Annotated in this window: 17 protein-coding genes; 8 read left to right on the top strand and 9 right to left on the bottom strand. The window is 60.3% G+C overall.

Annotated features, from left to right (window positions below):
• Positions 1 to 2: 2 nt before the first annotated feature.
• The gene (locus J5289_RS04040; RefSeq protein WP_209182603.1) at positions 3 to 1,049 is read left to right on the top strand and encodes a sulfate/molybdate ABC transporter ATP-binding protein; all 1,047 of its coding nucleotides are present in this window, start codon (positions 3 to 5) and stop codon (positions 1,047 to 1,049) included.
• Positions 1,050 to 1,058: 9 nt separating this feature from the next.
• Here J5289_RS04040 and J5289_RS04035 read toward each other — a convergent pair whose 3' ends face one another.
• Together J5289_RS04035 and J5289_RS04030 are read right to left on the bottom strand one after the other, a co-directional pair.
• The gene (locus J5289_RS04035) at positions 1,059 to 1,886 is read right to left on the bottom strand and encodes an endonuclease/exonuclease/phosphatase family protein (RefSeq protein WP_209182602.1); all 828 of its coding nucleotides are present in this window, start codon (positions 1,884 to 1,886) and stop codon (positions 1,059 to 1,061) included.
• Positions 1,887 to 1,977: 91 nt separating this feature from the next.
• On the bottom strand, positions 1,978 to 3,441 hold the full coding sequence (locus J5289_RS04030; protein ID WP_209182601.1) for a phosphatidylserine/phosphatidylglycerophosphate/cardiolipin synthase family protein: 1,464 nt from the start codon (positions 3,439 to 3,441) through the stop codon (positions 1,978 to 1,980).
• A 322-nt stretch (positions 3,442 to 3,763) separates the two neighbouring features.
• Here J5289_RS04030 and J5289_RS04025 point away from each other — a divergent pair, with 322 nt between their 5' ends.
• The 3 genes from J5289_RS04025 (at position 3,764) to J5289_RS04015 (ending at position 5,702) form a co-directional block, all read left to right on the top strand.
• Positions 3,764 to 4,030 (top strand): DUF2934 domain-containing protein, encoded by a 267-nt coding sequence (locus J5289_RS04025; protein ID WP_209182600.1) that lies wholly within the window; start codon positions 3,764 to 3,766, stop codon positions 4,028 to 4,030.
• Positions 4,031 to 4,136: 106 nt separating this feature from the next.
• Positions 4,137 to 4,871 (top strand): glutathione S-transferase, encoded by a 735-nt coding sequence (locus J5289_RS04020; RefSeq protein WP_209182599.1) that lies wholly within the window; start codon positions 4,137 to 4,139, stop codon positions 4,869 to 4,871.
• A gap of 24 nt (positions 4,872 to 4,895) precedes the next feature.
• Positions 4,896 to 5,702, top strand: coding sequence for a Ku protein (locus J5289_RS04015; RefSeq protein WP_209182598.1), 807 nt, complete (start codon positions 4,896 to 4,898; stop codon positions 5,700 to 5,702).
• An 18-nt stretch (positions 5,703 to 5,720) separates the two neighbouring features.
• Here the strand turns inward: J5289_RS04015 and J5289_RS04010 are convergent, their stop codons facing one another.
• From J5289_RS04010 to glgX, 4 genes are all read right to left on the bottom strand, one after another.
• Positions 5,721 to 6,554 (bottom strand): Ku protein, encoded by an 834-nt coding sequence (locus J5289_RS04010; protein ID WP_209182597.1) that lies wholly within the window; start codon positions 6,552 to 6,554, stop codon positions 5,721 to 5,723.
• Positions 6,555 to 6,556: 2 nt separating this feature from the next.
• Complete coding sequence (locus tag J5289_RS04005; RefSeq protein ID WP_142823809.1) at positions 6,557 to 6,808, bottom strand: hypothetical protein; 252 nt, start codon at positions 6,806 to 6,808, stop codon at positions 6,557 to 6,559.
• 70 nt (positions 6,809 to 6,878) lie between these two features.
• Positions 6,879 to 7,913 carry a DNA topoisomerase IB gene (locus J5289_RS04000; protein ID WP_142823808.1) on the bottom strand — a complete coding sequence of 345 codons (1,035 nt, stop codon included), beginning with the start codon at positions 7,911 to 7,913 and terminating at the stop codon, positions 6,879 to 6,881.
• Positions 7,914 to 7,925: 12 nt separating this feature from the next.
• Positions 7,926 to 10,091: a glycogen debranching protein GlgX gene (gene glgX / locus J5289_RS03995; RefSeq protein WP_209182596.1), complete on the bottom strand. Its 2,166-nt coding sequence runs from the start codon at positions 10,089 to 10,091 to the stop codon at positions 7,926 to 7,928.
• Positions 10,092 to 10,446: 355 nt separating this feature from the next.
• Here glgX and J5289_RS03990 point away from each other — a divergent pair, with 355 nt between their 5' ends.
• Positions 10,447 to 11,277: an MBL fold metallo-hydrolase gene (locus J5289_RS03990; RefSeq protein WP_209182595.1), complete on the top strand. Its 831-nt coding sequence runs from the start codon at positions 10,447 to 10,449 to the stop codon at positions 11,275 to 11,277.
• Here the strand turns inward: J5289_RS03990 and J5289_RS03985 are convergent.
• Both J5289_RS03985 and J5289_RS03980 read right to left on the bottom strand, forming a co-directional pair.
• Entirely contained in the window at positions 11,274 to 12,020 is a 747-nt protein-coding gene (locus J5289_RS03985) for a polysaccharide deacetylase family protein (protein WP_209182594.1), read from the bottom strand. The genes J5289_RS03990 and J5289_RS03985 overlap by 4 nt on opposite strands.
• Entirely contained in the window at positions 12,010 to 13,104 is a 1,095-nt protein-coding gene (locus tag J5289_RS03980) for a glycosyltransferase family 4 protein (RefSeq protein ID WP_209182593.1), read from the bottom strand. Before J5289_RS03980 ends, J5289_RS03985 begins: the two co-directional genes overlap by 11 nt.
• A 231-nt stretch (positions 13,105 to 13,335) precedes the next feature.
• Between J5289_RS03980 and J5289_RS03975 the strand changes: the two genes are divergently transcribed.
• Both J5289_RS03975 and J5289_RS03970 read left to right on the top strand, forming a co-directional pair.
• A complete protein-coding gene (locus J5289_RS03975) occupies positions 13,336 to 15,060 on the top strand; it encodes an adenylate/guanylate cyclase domain-containing protein (protein WP_209182842.1) in 1,725 nt (574 codons plus the stop codon).
• Between the two features lie 28 nt (positions 15,061 to 15,088).
• Positions 15,089 to 15,964, top strand: a complete 876-nt coding sequence (locus J5289_RS03970) for an FkbM family methyltransferase (RefSeq protein WP_209182592.1) — start codon at positions 15,089 to 15,091, stop codon at positions 15,962 to 15,964.
• 3 nt (positions 15,965 to 15,967) lie between these two features.
• Here the strand turns inward: J5289_RS03970 and J5289_RS03965 are convergent, their stop codons facing one another.
• Complete coding sequence (locus J5289_RS03965; RefSeq protein ID WP_209182591.1) at positions 15,968 to 16,447, bottom strand: class I SAM-dependent methyltransferase; 480 nt, start codon at positions 16,445 to 16,447, stop codon at positions 15,968 to 15,970.
• 156 nt (positions 16,448 to 16,603) lie between these two features.
• On the opposite strand from J5289_RS03965, the gene J5289_RS03960 reads away from it, so the two are divergent.
• Positions 16,604 to 17,812 carry a DUF3095 domain-containing protein gene (locus J5289_RS03960; protein WP_209182590.1) on the top strand — a complete coding sequence of 403 codons (1,209 nt, stop codon included), beginning with the start codon at positions 16,604 to 16,606 and terminating at the stop codon, positions 17,810 to 17,812.
• The last annotated feature ends 110 nt before the right edge of the window (positions 17,813 to 17,922 follow it).

Genomic DNA, 17,922 nt, shown 5'->3' with positions numbered 1-17,922 from the left:
TGATGGAAGTTCGCGTTCAAAACATCCGCAAGGATTTCGGCCGCTTTCCGGCCCTGCACGACGTTACGCTGGACATCCGCTCCGGCGAGTTGATTGCGTTGCTGGGCCCCTCCGGCTCCGGCAAGACGACCTTGCTGCGGCTGATCGCCGGGCTAGAGACGCCGACGGAAGGCGAGATCTATTTCGGCAACGAAGACGCCTCGATGAAGACCGTGCAGCAACGCAATATCGGCTTCGTGTTCCAGCATTACGCGCTGTTCCGCCACATGACGGTGCTCGACAACATCTCCTTCGGCCTCAAGGTCCGCCCTTCGGCCCGCCGCCCGGCGCGATCGGAGATCCGTCGGCGGGCGCTCGAACTGCTCGATCTCGTGCAGCTTTCGGGCCTTGAGAAACGCTATCCGGCGCAGCTTTCAGGCGGCCAGCGGCAGCGCGTGGCGCTTGCCCGCGCCATGGCTGTCGAGCCCAACGTGCTTCTGCTCGACGAGCCCTTCGGGGCACTCGATGCGCAGGTTCGCAAGGATCTGCGCAAATGGCTGCGGGAAATTCACGATCGGACGGGCCACACGACTGTCTTCGTCACCCATGACCAGGACGAGGCGCTGGAGCTCGCCGACCGGGTCGTCGTCATGAGCCAGGGCGCCATCGAGCAGATCGGCACGCCCGACGATATCTACGACACCCCGAATTCGCCCTTCGTCTTCGGCTTCATCGGCCAGTCGAACTGCCTGAAGGTGCAGGTTACCGACGGCGAGATCTGGTTCGAGGATCGTCCGCTCGGACTGACAGCGGCAGGCGAGCCGAACGGTCCAGCCAATCTCTATTTCCGGCCTCACGATGTCGAACTGCGCGATGGATGCGGCGGTTGCATAGCGGGGCTGCTTACCGCAAGCCGGCGCGTTGCCGGCACGCGTCATATCGAAATCGATATCGGCGCCGGTCATCCCCGGGTCGAGATCGAATTACCACCCGAAAAAGTCGGCGAGCTCGACCGCAGCCGCATCGCCTTCAGGCCGACACGCTGGAAACTGTTTCGCGACAAGGCTTGAAGCCGACGATCAGACGCTTGCGGCGACCAGCGGCTCTGTAACCAGCGTTGTCTTGATGGGCAGATGGTCGGAGGCCATACGCGCCAGAGGCGTGTTATGGACCTCTATTGCCGAGATCAGGCCGCTTTTGTTGGCGATCATGCGATCGAGCGCAAGGATCGGCATATTGGCGGGAAAGCTCGGCACCGCAGCCGGCTGCGGACCGAACGCCGCGTGAAACGTGTGCAGAGACGAGCGGTTACCCAGGCGCCACTCGTTGAGATCGCCCAGCAGGATGGTCGGCGTTTCATCGTCCCTGGTCATGATATCGACGAGGACACGCGCCTGCTGGGCGCGCGACCGACGCAGAAGGCCGAAATGGGCGGCGATGATGCGCAAGGCACTGCCGTTGGACAACTCGATCTCCGCCACCAGCGCGCCACGGGGCTCGAGGCCTGGCAGCTTGATCTGATGGACATCGCGGACCGTTCCCTGCTTGAACAGCACCACGTTACCATGCCATCCATGAGCCTTCGCGACCCCTTCGACCGGCACGGCGACCAACCCTGTCTCGCGCTCGAGCCTGGAAAGATCGAGCAGGCCGGTGCGTTCTCCGAACCGGCTATCGGCCTCCTGCAAGGCCATGATGTCGGCATCGATTTCCTGGATGACCCGCAGAATGCGATCGGGATCGAAACGGCGATCCGAGCCGACGCATTTATGAACATTGTAGGAGGCAATCACGGTGCCGGGCATGCGTTCATGGTCGTCCGCATGGGCGTGCGCGCGATGGATCTTCCGGTTGCGGATGGAATGCAAAATGCTTCTGCGCAGGCTTTGGTGGTTCTTGGTATGCATTTCACTCGACCACTTGCTGGCGACCGCGATGTCGCTTCTGCCGACTATAGGGCCGGCCGACGCGACTGCCAGCCCTCGATGGCGTTTGGCGCTAAAGAAAAGGTGATCCGAGCCAGAGCACCTTTTCCAGCAATCGCACCAGGAACGGTCTCTTGCGAAGCGCATGCTGCTCGACCTGCTCCGAAGTCGACAGGACTTCGCGGATGTGATCGCCGATCTTCTTCGCGAAACCCCGGTCGATGACCTCCATATCGACCTCGAAGTTCAGCCGCATAGAGCGAGGATCTAGGTTGGACGAGCCGACATAGGCCCAGACATCGTCGATCGACAGCAGCTTCGAATGATTGAAAGCGCCTTTGGCGCGCCAGATGCGGCAGTAGTTCTTCAGCATCTGATCGAACTGCGCCGTCATGGCGCGGTCGACGAGCACCAGATTATTGGCCGCAGGCACGACGATATCGACCGTTACGCCGCGTCGCGCCGCTGTGATCAGGGCGCTGATCAATTCGCGATCCGGCAGAAAATAGGGTGACATGATCAGGATCGAGCTGCGGGCGACTGAAAAGGCGCCAATCAGCATCTTGTGGTTTGTCTCAAGGCTACGGTCTGGACCGGATGAGACGATACGCATCAGGATCGGTGCATCCGGATCCCTCTGCTGCTCTGCCATCCGCCATTCATCGCCCTGCAGGATTTCCCCGGTGGCGAAACGCCAGTCTTCGGAAGCGGTGTGGAACAGGTCTGCTACGGCCGGACCGGTGACGCGGAAATGCGCATCGTGGGCGGCCTGCTCACCGGCAAACTCTGTCGTGAAGCCCTTCCGGATGTTCATTCCGCCGGTCAACGCAACACGGCCGTCGACGATCAGGATCTTTCGGTGGGTTCTAAGGTTGGCATAGGGCAGCCGGAGGCCGATGATGACATTGCCGTTGAAGACATCGACGGTAACCCCACCCTCCTTCAGGTGCCCCATGATGCTCGGCACCGAATAGCGGGCGCCGACGGCATCGATCAGCACGCGAACAGTGATCCCGCGCCGGACGGCAGCAATCAGCGCATCGGCGACCCTCAGCCCGATGGGATCGCGATCGAAGATGTAGGTCTCGAGGATGATGCTGCGCTCCGCGGCATTGATTTCCTCCAGCATCGCCGGATAGGCGATATCGCCGCCCTCCAGCATCTTTATGGAATTGCCACTGGTCATGGGATGGCGGGTGACGCGGTCTCCCAGCACCTTCATCGCGCCAAAACGCTGCCCATAGGCAATCCGCAGCGCCTCGCTGTCAGCTTCGAAGATCGCCAGTTCACTGCGCGTTTCCTGCCTGAAAAGCATGTCTCGCTGGGACGTCAGCGCCGCCCGCCGGATGCGGTTGATGCCCGCGACGGCGTATAGAAGCGCACCGACGATGGGAGACAGCACGATGAGAGCGACCCATCCGATGGCGGCACGCACGTCTTCCTTCGTCATGGCGGCATGAATAGCCGCAGTTGCCCCCATGACAACCGACAAAATGAGAAGGATATGGGGCCAGTAGGCAATGATAAGACTGAACATCGGGCGACTATAACGGTGCCGGAATTGTGCGCAATCGAAGGGTTGAGAGGAGAGGGGTGTAGAGGGGCGGTTTTGCACTGCAAAAAACGAGGGATTACGTTTTTGAATTGAACAAGCGCCATTGCCGGCTCATATTGATTTTGCGGCAATGTTGATGCGACCTGATGTTCGCGACGAGCGGGTTTCCCTGGTCCCAATATCGCCCCAGTTCTGGCAGCGCCGTCCCGACGCTGCGACCCGATATCGAACAGACGTGTCAGCGGAGCTGGAACTTTGCATTTCCCAAGAAGTTAAACTTTCCAAGCTGCCAAGGAGAAAAGCGATGACGGAATCCCGAGACGAATGGATTATGAAACGCGCTTACGCACTCTGGGAAGAGGAAGGCTATCCAACAGGGAGAGACTCAATCCACTGGGAGCAGGCGACCAAGGAACGGGCCGTCATGGAAACGACGGCGCCACATGGCCTGGCTGTGAAGCCGAAAGCAAAGACCCCCTCTTCCAAGGCGGCAAAAGCCAATGGGTCAACACCACCGCCAGCCATTTCGCCGAAGCGGTCGACCAAGAAGGATGTGAGCGCGAAAGCGTAGCACCACCTCCGTAAACTGCACGGTCATCCGTTAAGCACTAGTCTTTCAGCGGGTCCGAAGGTCTGCAGCGGCGACCCCAACGACCCAATGGCAATGGTGAGATTCGATGACTTATGAGTTGTATTACTGGGACGGACTGCAGGGCCGCGGTGAGTTTGTCCGCCTCGCCTTGGAAGAAGCTGGCGCTGACTACGTCGATGTGACCCGCGCCGACGGTCCCGGCCGGGGAACGGGTGCCATGCTGGAGATTATGAAGCGTGAAAAGCGCCCCCTGATTCCATTCTCACCGCCGTTCCTGAAGGATGGCGAGCTCTTCGTGTCGCATGTTGCCAATATCCTTCTTTATCTGGGGCCGAAGCTCGGCCTGGCGCCGGCGGGAGACGAGCAACGGTTTGTTGCCAACGGCTTGCAGCTGACGATCACGGACCTCGTGTCCGAGGTTCACGACACGCACCACCCAATCTCCACATCGCAATATTACGAAGACCAGAAAGACGCGGCAAAGCTGCGGGCGGAAGCTTTCATCCAGGAACGCATTCCGAAGTACCTCGGCTATTTCGAGCGTATCCTGAAGGCGAATACTTCCGGCCCCACATACAGCGTGGGGCCATCGCTGAGTTATGTGGACCTGTCTCTGTTCCAGGTCGTCGAAGGCCTGACTTATGCGTTTCCGCGCGCCATGAAAGGCTACGCCCCTCGATATCCTTTGCTGATCGCGCTTCGCGATGCTGTTGCACAGAGACCCAACATCGCACGTTACCTGCAATCCGAGAGGCGCCTCCCGTTCAACGAGGACGGCATATTCCGACACTACCCCGAGCTGGATCAGGACATCGCGTAGTCGCGGAAGGCAAGGAGACAAATTTTGGCAAAACAGCCCCGATACTGGAAAGGCTATTTGAAACTCTCCCTGGTGACCTGCCAGGTATCGCTGACGCCGGCGACGACGGACAACGCCAAAATCCGGTTCAATGTCATCAATCGGAAGAGTGGAAACCGGCTGGAAAGCCACTACATCGATTCCGGCACGGGCAAGCCTGTGCCGGACGATCAGCAGGTGAAGGGTTACGAGCGCGGCGACGACGATTACATCTTCCTCGAGGACGAGGAGATCGAGGCGGTGGCCCTCGAAAGCAATCGTGCCATCAGTATCGACACCTTCGTGCCGAAAAACTCGATCGACTGGATCTACTACGACACTCCACATTTTCTGGCGCCTGAGGACAAGGTGGGCCTGGAAGCCTTCTGCGTTATCCGGGAGGCCATGAAGGCAAGCGCGGTGGTCGGCATCGCGCGGCTTGTGCTGAACAGGCGCGAGCGTGCTGTCTTGCTGGAGCCAAATGGCAACGGCATTATCCTCTGGACGTTGCGCTATGGCGACGAGGTGCGCGAGCCGGACAAATCCTTTGCGGTGGCAGAAAAGCCGCAAGCGGAGGCGCTTGCCCTGATGAAGACGCTGATCGACAAGCGCAAGGTGGAATGGTCTCCCGAGCTGACGCTGGACCCTATCCAGGACAAACTCGCAGCGTTGATCAAGGCCAAGAAGAGGGGACGCGGCAAGAAGCCGGCAGCTACTCGCAAAGAAGCTCCCGCGACATCAGGCAACGTCATCAACATCATGGATGCGCTGAAGAAGAGCATCGAAGCAAACCAGACAACCAAGGGGCGATAACGCGCGCCGAAAAACTGATTAGCCGGCTTTCTTCGTCTGCGCTGGCGCTTTCTTTGTCTTTGCCCCGGGCTTTGGCTTCGCCATGCCCGCGCTCTCGCGCAAGGCCTGCATGAGATCGACGACCTTCTCTTCTTTCACCGGCGGCTTCTTCGGCAGAGGCTTGCCCTCCACCTTCGCCTTGACCAGTTCCACCAATGCCTCTTCGTATCGGTCGTCAAAGGCCGAGGCGTCGAAGGTGCCCTTCTTGGTATCGATGATGTGGCTTGCCAGCTCCAGCATTTCCCCTGTCACCTCGAGCTCGGGTATATCCTCGAAGGCATCGGCCTCGGAACGGACCTCGTAGTCGAAATTGAGCATTGTGGCGACGAGACCCTTTTCATAGGGACGGACCAGCAACGTCCGGTACCGGCGGAACAGGACAGCGTGGGCGAGAGCCGCGACCTTTTCGCGGTTCATCGCTTCGATGACAAGCGCCAGGACCTCGCGATCATCGTCGCTGACCGGCATGAGGAAGTAGGGACGGTCGAAATACAGCCTGTCGATATCGTCCCAGCCAATAAAGCTCTCGATCGACAGGACCTTATCGCTTTCGGGGACTATCGAGGCGAGCTCGTCGCCCTCCATGACGAGGTACTCACCATCGTCCAGCAGGTAGCCTTTGACCTGATCGTCCCGCTCCACGGGCTTTCCGGTCTCGCTGTCTACGAACTGGCGCTCGACGCGATTGCCGGTCTTGCGATTGATGATGTGGAATGAAAGACGTTCGGAGGACGATACTGCAGTGTAAAGCCCTACCGAGCAGCTTAGTGCGCCGATGGTCAACTGCCCCTTCCAGCTTGCTCGTGCTGTCATGATCAGTGTCCGCGACGACGGTTGTCTAAGGCGACGATCTTTTCGACAGCAGCCAGTTCGTCACTGCTGGCAGCGGGCACGGCATCGCCAGCGACCGCCTCCAAAACCGCGCTCGACAAGGTGCCGTTATGGATGAGCCATTCCAGCGCCTCGCGGGTTTCACGTTCCGCCTTCAGCTGCGCGTAGAGCGCGACGATCAGACGGTCGCGGGGATCCGGCTGCCTGGAGGCCTTGCTGTCTTGGACGTCTTTCATCACTACCTCCACAACGCATCATTCAGGTGCAACTGCTGCAGGGGCAAATGGTTCCTGGAGCCAAGACCTACTATGCGGATGGACTGCTCTCTTCACTGCGCCTGATCAGAAAATCGAGCAATCGGTTTTCGTCAGCCCGAAGACCACGCAGGGGTTCGACGAGGGGCGCGAAGACCTCTTCGTCGAGAGAATGCTGCTTGTCTGCGAGAGCAATGATCGACGGATGTATATAGCTCGACCGTGAAATTGCCGGGGTGTTGTGGAGCACCTCGGCAGACGCCTCGGACATTTCCTTGACCGTCGGCCGCATGCCTTTTTCCAGCGCATTGCGGGCGGAGGTGAAGGCGGCGAGCGAGCCGCCCCAGGTTCGAAATGTCTTTGCCGAGACTGAAAGGCCGGAGATTTCTCCGAGGTAAAGATTGAGGCGGCCCGAATCGATTGGTCTCAGCAACCCGTGTTCGTCTTTCCAAGCAAACAACTGGCGACCGGGCAGATCGGCGATCTCTTCCAGCATCCTTTGCAGACGCGGATGCTTCAGGCTTCGCTGCACCCTCTTGCCACCCTTGGCGATGAAGCGAAGCTCGATACGCCCACCGTTAAGCTTAAGGTGGCGTTTCAGCAGGGTGGTGGCGCCATAGGTGCCGTTTTCGCGCGCATAGCTCTGATTGCCAACGCGCAGGTGCGCCTCGTCGAGCAACGTGGCCAGAGCGGCAAGGACGCCATGGATGTCGTCCATGCCACCATCGAGGTGACGCAGGACGGCGCGGCGCATTTTCGGCAGCGCCTGACCGAACTCGATAAGCTGGTGGAATTTCTCCACGCTCCGGTGCGACTGCCACTCCTTGTGGTAGCGATATTGCTTGCGTCCGCGCGCATCCATGCCGGTTGCCTGCAGGTGGCCGTTTTCCTGCAGGCAGATCCAGACATTGTCATAGGCGGGCGGAAGACCGAGCGACGCGATCCGCTTGCGATGGACCGCGTCGTTGAGCACGCTGCCGTCCGGCAGCCTGTAGGAAAAGCCTGTGCCTCTTCGATGGCGGCGAATACCAGGTTCGCTGTCGTTCACATACACAAGACCAAGATCTGTGATCGATATTTCGCTCATCGAAGCTGCCTGCTATTTCCTGTCGGGTTGAGCCTGACGACCAAAGTGGAACCAACGCTTGCGCTCGGCAGTCTTCGGCTGATCCGGCTCGTCGGCTTTCGGTGCGAATACCGCGACACTCGCGGCGTAGACGACAACCGTGTTTTCGACCTCATGGGTTGTGAAGGTTTCTTCCGTTCCAGTGTCCACGACGCGGCACCATTTTTCACCTTCCCCCAATTCAGGAAGATGGAATTCACAGTCGCCGCCCGCATTGAACACCATGAACAGGTCGTCGAGGACTTCGCTATCGGTAGCGTGGACACTCTTGCCGATGTAGACACCCAGGACGCGCAATTCGCCATCATCCCAGGCGCCGTCGTCCATCTGGTTGCCGTCGGGCTTGAACCAGGCGATCTCAGCGCGACCGTCTTCCGAGGTGTCACCGGTCAGAAAGCGCTCCTGGCGGAGGACGGGGTGAGCCTTCCTGAAGGCGACGGCCTTCTGGCAGAATTCGAGAAAGGGATCTTTCAGGCCGCTCCAGTCAGTCCAGCCGATCTCATTGTCCTGGCAATAGGCGTTGTTGTTGCCGCCCTGGCTATTGCCGACTTCATCGCCACCGACAATCATCGGCACGCCCTGGCTCAGCATCAGCGTCATGATCATGTTGCGACGGCGACGGGCGCGGGCAGCGTTGATCTCGGGATCGTCTGTCGCGCCCTCCACGCCCATGTTGTCCGAGTGATTGTCGGAATGGCCGTCATTGTTGTTTTCGCCGTTGGCCTCATTGTGCTTCTCGTTGAACGACACGGTGTCCATCAATGTGAAGCCGTCATGGGCGCTCAGCAGGTTGATAGACGTGGTGGCGCCACGGTCGGAGTGGTTGAACTGCCTTGCCGAGCCGGCGAGACGCGTCGCAAGCTTTGAAATCTGACCGCCCTCGCCTGTCCAGTAGGTCCGGACGGTGTCACGGAACTTGTCGTTCCATTCGCGGAAGGGATAGGGGAAGCCGCCAACCTGATAACCGCCCTCGCCGATGTCCCACGGCTCGGCAATCAGCTTGACGCCGGCCAGGATCGGGTCCTGGCGAATGGCGTCGAAGAAGCCGCCCTGGCGGTCGAAATCCATTTCCTCGCGGCCGAGCGTGCTCGCCAGATCGAAGCGGAAACCGTCGATGTGCATGACGCCAACCCAGTAGCGAAGGCTGTCGAGCACCATGCGCAGCACCATCGGATGCGACACGTTCAGGGTGTTGCCTGTGCCGGTTGTATCGAAGGTGTGGCGCTGGTCGTCCGGCGACAGGCGGTAATAGCTTTGGTTGTCCAGCCCCCTGAAGCTCATTGTCGGTCCGCGTTCGGAACCTTCGGCCGTGTGATTATAGACGACGTCCATGATCACTTCGATGCCGGCGGCGTGGAACTTGCGCACCATCGTCTTGATTTCGGTGATCTTGTTGCTCGACATGAAGCGGTTCATCGGCGCGAAGAAGCCAAGGGTCTGGTAGCCCCAGTAGTTGCGCAGGTTCTTTTCCTCGAGGTAGCGGTCATCGACGAAGGACTGGATCGGCAAGAGCTCGATGGCAGAAATACCGAGCTTGGTCAGGTGCTCGATAATCGGATCGCTGCACATGCCGAGAAAGGTGCCGCGCAGGGCGTCCGGAACGTCCGGGTGGGTCATCGTCATGCCGCGGACATGGGCTTCGTAGATAACGGTTTCCGTCCAGGGGCGCCGGATTGCCTTGTCTCCATCCCAGTCGAAATCGGAATCCTGGACAACGCCCTTGACCATGAACGGACCGCTGTCACGCTCGTCGAACGAGAGATCGCCATCCTCAGCGCCAATCGTATATCCGTAAAGTGCGTCATCCCACTTGATGTCGCCAATGATCTGCTTGGCGTATGGGTCGAGAAGCAGCTTGTTGGGGTTGAAGCGGTGGCCGTTGGCTGGATCGTAGGGCCCGTGCGCGCGGTAGCCGTAGACTGTGCCGGGACCGAGGCCGGCGATATAACCCGACCAAATATCGCCTTCCCGCTTTGGCAGCGCCATGCGGGCTGTTTCTGTCTTGCCGTCATCCGTGTAGAGGCAAAGTTCAATCTTCTCGGCATTGGCCGAAAACACCGCAAAATGCGTTCCGGCGCCGGTGTATTCGGCGCCGAGTTCCGGCTTCATGAAGTCCAGTTCCGAGAATGAAAAACTCATAAGGATATGTCCGTTCTTGGGTTGGTTGTCAGTTCAGGCGAACGCGCCCATCGCTTTGTCGAGCACAGGCCTGCTGGCATTATGCGAAGGAATATCGACAAGGAGATGATGCACCGTTTGCAAAATTTCTGGATCGGCAGGCATTACGATGCCGACAATTTAAACGTTAAGAAGATGCTTAGGTTCCCGCGAAAACGCACAAAGCCGACCTTACGCGCGCGCGCCGAAGGTCGGGGCCGGGTTTTCGGTGATTTGGTTTTCGCCTGATGGAAACTTTTATGGAAATTGCTGGCTTCGCACGGAGGAAAAAGTGTGGTTACGTTGTCGGCAATGGGGAATTGGTATAAAAACGAGCATGAAAAGCGATCTGCTTGAACTCAAATTCTGGGGCGTCCGGGGAAGTATCCCGGTTTCCGGCCCGGAATTCGAGCGTTACGGCGGCAACACGTCCTGCATCGAAATCAAATTTGGCGACAGGCACCTGCTGTTCGACGCTGGCACAGGCGTGCGCGAAGCGTCGGCTGCGCTGCGACAGGGCGGAGTCACGGACATCGACCTGTTTTTCACCCATTCCCACTACGACCACATCATAGGCCTGCCCTTCTTCGAGCCCATCTACAATCCAAACGTCACCGTCAACCTGTGGTCGGGACATCTCGCCGGCAAGACGACCACGAGAGGCATGATCGACCAGTTCATGCGGCCGCCATGGTTTCCAGTCGAGCCTGATATCTGCCGGGCGACACTCGGCTTTCGCGATTTCAAACCCGGCGACGTGATCGAGCCCCATGCGGGGATCGTCATCCACACCGCGCTGCTCAATCATCCAGGCGGGGCCGTCGGCTACCGCATCGAATGGGCCGGCCGGATCATCGCCCTTGTCTATGACACCGAGCACCGCGACGACCAGATCAACGAAGCGGCTCTGGCCCTGATGCAGGGGGCCGATCTGGTGGTCTACGACACGACCTATACAGAACCGGAAATGACGAAATATCGCGGGTTCGGCCATTCGACCTGGGAAGAAGGCGTCAAGCTCGCAAAGATGGCCGGTGTCGAGCGCATGGCCCTCTTTCATCACGCTCCATCGCGCACGGACGATGAACTGGACGCCATGCAGGCAAAAGCTCGCGAACGTCTGCCCGGCGCATTTGCCGCTTTCGATGGCCAGACGGTGGCTGTTTAACCCAATAGATCGCGCAGCGAATGCCAGCGCGCGGCGTCGCTGGTAGCCGTCACTTCGAACAGCTTTTCCATGAAATCCCAACAGGCTTCGTCGTGCACGAGATGATGGGTCAGAATTCCGATCGGCTCATCGCTGCCGTCCATGCGACGTGCGAGTTCGGCGACCAGCAGATCCACGAGGTCCGCGTGAGGGCGGCAACGGCCTGCTGACCAATCCATGATGTCGACATGGGTATTGATCAATTCGATAGGGCTGGCGATGTCTGCCTTGCCATAGACGGATGCGGCGCGAAAGCCGAGAGGCTTCAGTTCGGGCAGCAGTGTCTTGTCGATGCGGTTCCATGGCGGGACGAGCACTGGATCGAGCCGGGCGGCATAGAGCGCTCGGAGTTTGGCCAGACCGTCACCGAGTTCTCCAAGCACGACGTCGGCCGGGCGATCCAAACCGAGTTCGCACTTCTTGCCACCGCTGCCGGCATGGTTTTCGTGGCTCCAGCCGTGAACGGTCACGGCGGCGTGGGGCTCGCCCTCCAACCTGTCTGCCAGCGGCTGGCCGGTGAAGGCGGGAATGACGGCAAGGCTTAGCGGCACCGAGGCATGCCTTGTCATGTCCAGCAGGCGCTCGAGGGCCGGCGTCGGTTCGATAGCATCGTCATCGCGCAGCCACAGCCGAACACCGCGATTTGTATCGGACAGCCTCTCGAGCATGTCACCCAATTTTTTCCAGTGCGGCTCATCGCGCATGTCGTTCTCCCAGATGCTGGTGCAAGAGCGCGTCCAGCCGGCTCGATGCGGCCTCCAGCGACCGTTCGGCAAAAATGAATTGACGCGCAGCGGCCCCCATCTCCCCACTGCGCTGGGGATCGTCGAGAAGCTCGGCAATCGCTGCCGCAAATGCCTCTAAATTGCCATCCGGCGTCAGGATGCCCGTTTTGCCGTTCACGACGACTTCCGGAACGCCGGCTGTTGCCTGGGCAACGACGGGAAGGCCCGCTGCCTGGGCTTCGAGATAGGCGAGACCGTAGGCCTCGCCGCACCCCGGCCAGACATAGATGCCGCCGCGCGAAAGCTCGATGGCGAGTTCATCAGCATTTTTCTGGCCGAGCCAATCGATGCGCTGGTCTCCGAACGGTGCGAACATTGCCTCGACGTCCGGACGTTTGGGGCCATCGCCAATGATCGTCAGCGTCCAGTCCTTCTCGCGGATCAGATCGAGCGCGCGCGCCAGCATCGCGTAGCTGTCGAGCTTGTCGCCATCGCGCATCATCGCGACAGTTATCAGCCGGTGCGGCGCCTCTGCGGCAGGCGACGCAAACTGCGCCGGGTCGATGAACGGGGGAAGGTGAGCATAGACACCCTCGGGGATGGCTTTCATCAGGCCGCACCGATCGCGCTTGGTGAAGCAAAAATTGACGGCAGCCTGTCGGACGGCGTCAGCCACCAGACGCTGGTTTTCGTGCCAGCCCTGCTGATCGCGACGCCCGGAGTATGAGGCTTCGGCGGTAACATAGGGAATACCAAACACACTTGCGACAGCAGGGCCGATCTGGTCCGGCGTCTTGTAATAAGGGTGGTAGGTGAACCAGAGCTGTGGCTTGGTAGACGTCGGCATTGCCAGCAGGCGCGCGATCTCCTCGCCTGCCATTGTCGTCATTTGCGCGCGCAAATCCGGATCCGGCGTTGCCGTGAAGCTGCGTAGTTCAGACACGACCTCGACGCTATGGCCTGCCATTTCGAGCGCTGCGATCAGCTGCCTCGCCATCAGGCGGTCGCCAGAGGGGACGGCATGGTGGGGCGATTTTAGCGGCGCATAGAAGGCAATTTTCATGGCATCGCCAGTTTGTTGACGTCTCCCCTGTCGCGTTGCCGTCGAACGGCGTGGAAAACCCATAAAGCCTTCGTGAACGACAGGATGATGCGACCTTGTATTGCGGGGTGATCCTCGACAGCTTCCCGGTTATTCGCTAGATAAACCATAGACAAATGTGGCATGTCGATATTCATGGCCGGTTTTGGTTAGCCTATCCGAGCGCATTTGTGAACAGCCATCCAGAGGCGGATTGAAACCATAGCGGCGCGACATACCCTGCTTTCCGACCGATCCATCCGGAGAGCCAGACTGGGCTCGGGTCTGGTCGTGTTCCTGTTTGTGCTGATGCATATCAGCAACCATGCGCTCGGGCTGATTTCAGTTCATGCAGCGGAAAAAGGTCGCCTCATCTTCCTGCTGATATGGCGCAATCCGATCGGCACCGGCCTTTTCTACGGTGCGGTCGTCATTCATGTCCTTCTGGTGTTCCGGGCGCTGTATCTTCGCAGGACGCTCCGGATGCCTGTCGGCGAGGCATTCCAGATTATCACCGGGTTGCTGGTGCCGCTGCTCCTGATCGACCATGTCGTCGCCACGCGGGTCGTCTACAGCCTCTACGGCTTTGCCGACACCTACCATTCCACCGTCCGGTCCCTATGGGTCAACTCGCCCTATGTTGGCTTGCGCCAGGCGATCGCGTTGGTCGTCGTCTGGGTGCATGGATGCATCGGGCTGCATTTCTGGCTGCGATATCGCCCATGGTACAGCCGCCTTGCACCTGCCCTGCTGGCGTTCGCAATCCTCCTGCCGGTGCTGGGTTTGCTGGGATTTGCGGCAATGGGCCGCAATATTGCCTACCAGATCGCCCATGAGGTCCCCAACGGCTATCCCGGCGGCTACTACGGAGCCCGGGAGGCTGCGAGCGTCGCAGGCTCTGCACCCCGCGGCGTGTCGGAGGCGCTTGCCCCATACCGCTTGGCGCTCTACGGAATCCTCGCTGTCTCGATAGTTGGACTGTTCCTGCTACGGGCCAGACGTCGGTGGAGCGAGCGGGCGCACCAGATTACCATTCGCTATCCCGGCGGCGAAACCATCGAGGTTCCGCGTGGCTTTACAGTGCTCGAAGCCAGCCGCCTCGGGGGCATTCCGCATTATTCGATCTGTGGGGGCAAGGGCCAATGTTCGACCTGCCGCGTCCAGGTGATCGAAGGTGGCAAGAACCTGCCGCCACCTGATTCCCTTGAGCAGAAAACCCTGACCAGGATTGGTGCGGCACCTGAAGTCAGGCTCGCCTGCCAGCTGCGGCCGCCCCATAACGTCACCGTCGTGCCGATGCTCGTGCCTCTCGCCGAGACGGCCATTCCCACTTTCAGCCAGGCGGCAAGCCCGGGTCGGGAGCGTGAGATCGTCGTTTTGTTCTGCGATATCCGCCATTTCACAACGCTCACCGAATCGCGCCTGCCGTTCGATATCGTGTTTCTGCTCAACCGCTATTTCTCCATTGTCGGACGCGTCATCGAGGAGCAAGGCGGCCGTATCGACAAATTCATCGGCGATGGAGTGATGGCGCTGTTCGGCCTTGGCACCACGCCGGAGATTGCCTGCCGGCAGGCGCTGAAGGCTGCGGCTGCGATCGTGGTCGAGCTCGACAAGCTGGCGGCGGAACTGGCGGATGAACTCTCGGCGCCCCTTCAGATCGCCATCGGCATCCACACCGGGCGGGCCGTTGTCGGATCGATGGGCTATGGCAACGTGAAATCTCTGACGGCAATCGGCGATACGGTCAACGTCGCGAGCAGGCTCGAGAGCGCTGCCAAGGAGTTCGAGACCGCGCTTGTATTCTCGGAGCCGGTCGCGCTGCTCTCCGGCGTCGACACTGCAGGCATCGAAAGCCGTGAGATCGCCGTGCGCGGTCGTGCGCAGCCTCTGCAGGTCTATATCGTGCCGAAGAACGAGTGCCGCCGCTTTGCATGAGCCGGCGGCCGGTGTAGGGAAGGCGATGATGAGCCCTCTCCTTTGGATACGCAAAAACTACAAGCGACGCCTGCGCAAGCTACGCGACCGTCTGGCGACGCGCCTGTTCGACATGCCGTTCGGCCGCAAACTGCTGATCGGCGGGATAGGGTCGCGGGTTTTGACGCTGACGGTCGACTGCGGCGATCACATCATGAGCGTTTCGCCATCGGACTATATCGGCCGCAAGGTGTTCCGGAAGGGGCATTTCGAGCGCGACCATGTAGACCGCCTGCTGGCTGTATTGCGTGAGCGCGGATTGCAGCGCCGCGGTGACGTGCTGCTCGAACTCGGCGGAAATATCGGCACGCAGACCATCTACTTTGCCCTGAGCCAGGCCTATCGCCGGATCGTCACGGTCGAGCCAGATCCGCGCAATGTCAGGCTGCTCAGCTGCAATATCCAGCAAAACCAGCTCGAAGACCGCGTCACGCTGGTCAATTGTGCTGCGGGCGACCGCACGGGCAACCTCGAATTCTTCCAGCATCACAGTAACCATGGCAAAAGCAGCGCAATCAGCAAGGCCGGCGGATCCCTGAAGATCTCCGTTCCGGTCAGGCCGGTGGCGCAGATTCTCGAAGAGGCCGGCGTGGCGGTCGGTCAGGTCGGGCTGATCTGGATGGACATAGAAGGCTACGAGCCGGTGGCCTGTCGCTCGATGCACGCCCTGATGGCTCGTCGCGTGCCGCTTTACATGGAGTTCACGCCGGCATTCTATGGGCGCGAGCAGGCTGCCGACTTCAAGCGGCAGCTGGCAGGCTTCTACCAGACCTGCATCATGTTCAGCGAAGATCGTCAGATCGACATGCAGGTCGACGAATTGCCGGTTACCGGCGACCAGTTCGACGTGCTCTTTTACGGCTGAGTCTTATCTGCGGCGATAGATAAAATAGCGATCCTCGTGGATGCCATCCGGCAGCGGAAGCGGCTGCAGGTCGGCGTGGACAACCGGCAGGCCGCTGACTGCCACGCCACCCGATCTCAGCACACCGGCCATCAACTGGGGCAGCCAGCGCAGCGTGATCTCGTCCTTGTCAGGGTAGCCGGTGCCGATATCGGCGTGGGCGAGTGCCGCATCCACACCGAGAAATGCCTGGGCCGTCTGCTGGATTTCGCCAAGGACCAGATCTTCCGGCGCCGGCATTGAATGGGCGGAGGCATTGGCGGCGCGGTCGAAGGCAATGATCCGACGGCCGGGAAAACGCTCCCTCAGATGATCGAAGGTGCGACCGTTGCCCAGTCCCAATTCGAGGATCGGGCCCTCGAGAGCGGCGATATCTCTGGTCAGATGATCGAGTATGTCGCGCTGGGCGCTCAGGCGTCGAATGAAACTGTCGAGGCGGCTCATGGTCGGGAGTTTCCAGGGTTGGCAATTGAGTGTGTCCGCCTAGCAGGTCAGGACGGCCCCGTCGACAGGACAACAACGTTTTCGGTCTGTCGCGTCGCGTGCAACTCATCCGTCACTGCACTCGTTCAACATAAAGGGATATGCTAGGGATGGATTATGGACGATTTGACACATGATGCGTTCTTCAGTGCCCTGCCGGTCTTCACCCGCTTCGAAGGGGTGACTGACGACGGCAACTATCGTCCCCTGCCCGACGACTGGTATCTGGCTCTTGCCGATATTGTCTCCTCGACGGAAGCGATTGCAGCCGGTCGCTACAAGGCCGTCAACATGGCCGGAGCCAGCGTTATCTCCGCCGTTCTCAACGCACTCGGACGCGCCGACTACCCTTTCGTATTCGGCGGAGACGGAGCGTGCATCGCCATTCCGTCGGGCGGCCTGGACCGCACACGCCAGGCGCTGGCCTCCGTGCAATCCTTCGTGGCCGCCGACCTGCACCTGAGCCTGCGATGCGCGCTCGTGCCGATGGCCGACATCCGGGCACAGGGAATGGACGTTCGGGTGGCGCGCTTCAGCCCAACGGATTTTGTCTCATACGCCATGTTCGCTGGCGGCGGCACGACCTGGGCCGAGGCGCAGATGAAGGCTGGCAACTACGGTGTCGAAGCCGACCAGACGCAGATGCGTCCGGACCTGACCGGTCTTTCCTGTCGCTGGAACCCGATCGAGGCGCGCAACGGCGAAATCGTCTCCGTCATCGCGGTACCGGATGTGCGCGGCCATGGTTTGGAGTTCCAGAGCCTCGTCGCCGGCATCATTGCAATCGCCGCCGAGCAGGGTCGCGACGGCCATCCGGTGCCGGTCGACGGCCCCGAACTGGGTCTGGCGCTTGGCGGGGTGGCGGACGAAGCGCGCGCGACGGCCTTGGACGGACGGATCCTGCGCCGCAAGCTCGCCATCGCCGCACAGATCGGCCTGACCATCGCCCTACACAAGCTTCGGCTCACGCTGGGGTCCTTCGATGCACGCCGCTACAAGCGGGACGTCGCGGCCAATTCCGACTTCCGGAAATTCGACGACGGCCTGAAAATGACGATCGACCTCGATGCCGACCGCTTGGCGCGACTGGAGAAAATCTTGAAGGAAGCGGAAGCAAAAGGCATATGCCGCTACGGATTGCACCGGCAGGCCTCGGCGCTGATGACCTGCTTCGTGCCGACACCCCTGTCGCGCGACCACATGCATTTCATCGATGGCGCCAATGGCGGCTACGCCATGGCTGCCGCGGATCTTCGTGCCAAGCCGCAGTCTGGTGCCGACATGCCCGCCGGAAGCTGGCCGACTAATGCATCGGGCCCGGTCTGACACTGTTCGTCAGGAGGAATAGTGTTTTACGCGACAGGCTTTGCCGTGCCCATTGCCTCAACCTGAAATGTTCTTATCTGCCTCCGTAACAGTTGCCCCTTGCACCCGGC

It is taken from the genome of Rhizobium sp. B230/85 (assembly GCF_019355735.1).
Taxonomy (GTDB): Bacteria; Pseudomonadota; Alphaproteobacteria; order Rhizobiales; family Rhizobiaceae; genus Rhizobium; species Rhizobium rhododendri.
Note: the sequence above shows the minus strand (reverse complement) of the source record. Positions and strands in the feature narration are given on the sequence as shown.

Excerpts from the sequence above, each read along its gene's own strand:
- J5289_RS04000 (WP_142823808.1), bottom strand. The coding sequence starts at position 7,913 with ATGAGCGAAATATCGATCACAGATCTTGGTCTTGTGTATGTGAACGAC.
- J5289_RS04040 (WP_209182603.1), top strand. The coding sequence starts at position 3 with ATGGAAGTTCGCGTTCAAAACATCCGCAAGGATTTCGGCCGCTTTCCG.
- J5289_RS04020 (WP_209182599.1), top strand. The coding sequence starts at position 4,137 with ATGACTTATGAGTTGTATTACTGGGACGGACTGCAGGGCCGCGGTGAG.
- J5289_RS04025 (WP_209182600.1), top strand. The coding sequence starts at position 3,764 with ATGACGGAATCCCGAGACGAATGGATTATGAAACGCGCTTACGCACTC.
- J5289_RS04035 (WP_209182602.1), bottom strand. The coding sequence starts at position 1,886 with ATGCATACCAAGAACCACCAAAGCCTGCGCAGAAGCATTTTGCATTCC.
- J5289_RS04010 (WP_209182597.1), bottom strand. The coding sequence starts at position 6,554 with ATGACAGCACGAGCAAGCTGGAAGGGGCAGTTGACCATCGGCGCACTA.
- J5289_RS03960 (WP_209182590.1), top strand. The coding sequence starts at position 16,604 with ATGGACGATTTGACACATGATGCGTTCTTCAGTGCCCTGCCGGTCTTC.
- J5289_RS03990 (WP_209182595.1), top strand. The coding sequence starts at position 10,447 with ATGAAAAGCGATCTGCTTGAACTCAAATTCTGGGGCGTCCGGGGAAGT.
- J5289_RS04005 (WP_142823809.1), bottom strand. The coding sequence starts at position 6,808 with ATGAAAGACGTCCAAGACAGCAAGGCCTCCAGGCAGCCGGATCCCCGC.
- J5289_RS03970 (WP_209182592.1), top strand. The coding sequence starts at position 15,089 with ATGAGCCCTCTCCTTTGGATACGCAAAAACTACAAGCGACGCCTGCGC.
- J5289_RS03985 (WP_209182594.1), bottom strand. The coding sequence starts at position 12,020 with ATGCGCGATGAGCCGCACTGGAAAAAATTGGGTGACATGCTCGAGAGG.
- J5289_RS04030 (WP_209182601.1), bottom strand. The coding sequence starts at position 3,441 with ATGTTCAGTCTTATCATTGCCTACTGGCCCCATATCCTTCTCATTTTG.
- J5289_RS03965 (WP_209182591.1), bottom strand. The coding sequence starts at position 16,447 with ATGAGCCGCCTCGACAGTTTCATTCGACGCCTGAGCGCCCAGCGCGAC.
- glgX (WP_209182596.1), bottom strand. The coding sequence starts at position 10,091 with ATGAGTTTTTCATTCTCGGAACTGGACTTCATGAAGCCGGAACTCGGC.
- J5289_RS03980 (WP_209182593.1), bottom strand. The coding sequence starts at position 13,104 with ATGAAAATTGCCTTCTATGCGCCGCTAAAATCGCCCCACCATGCCGTC.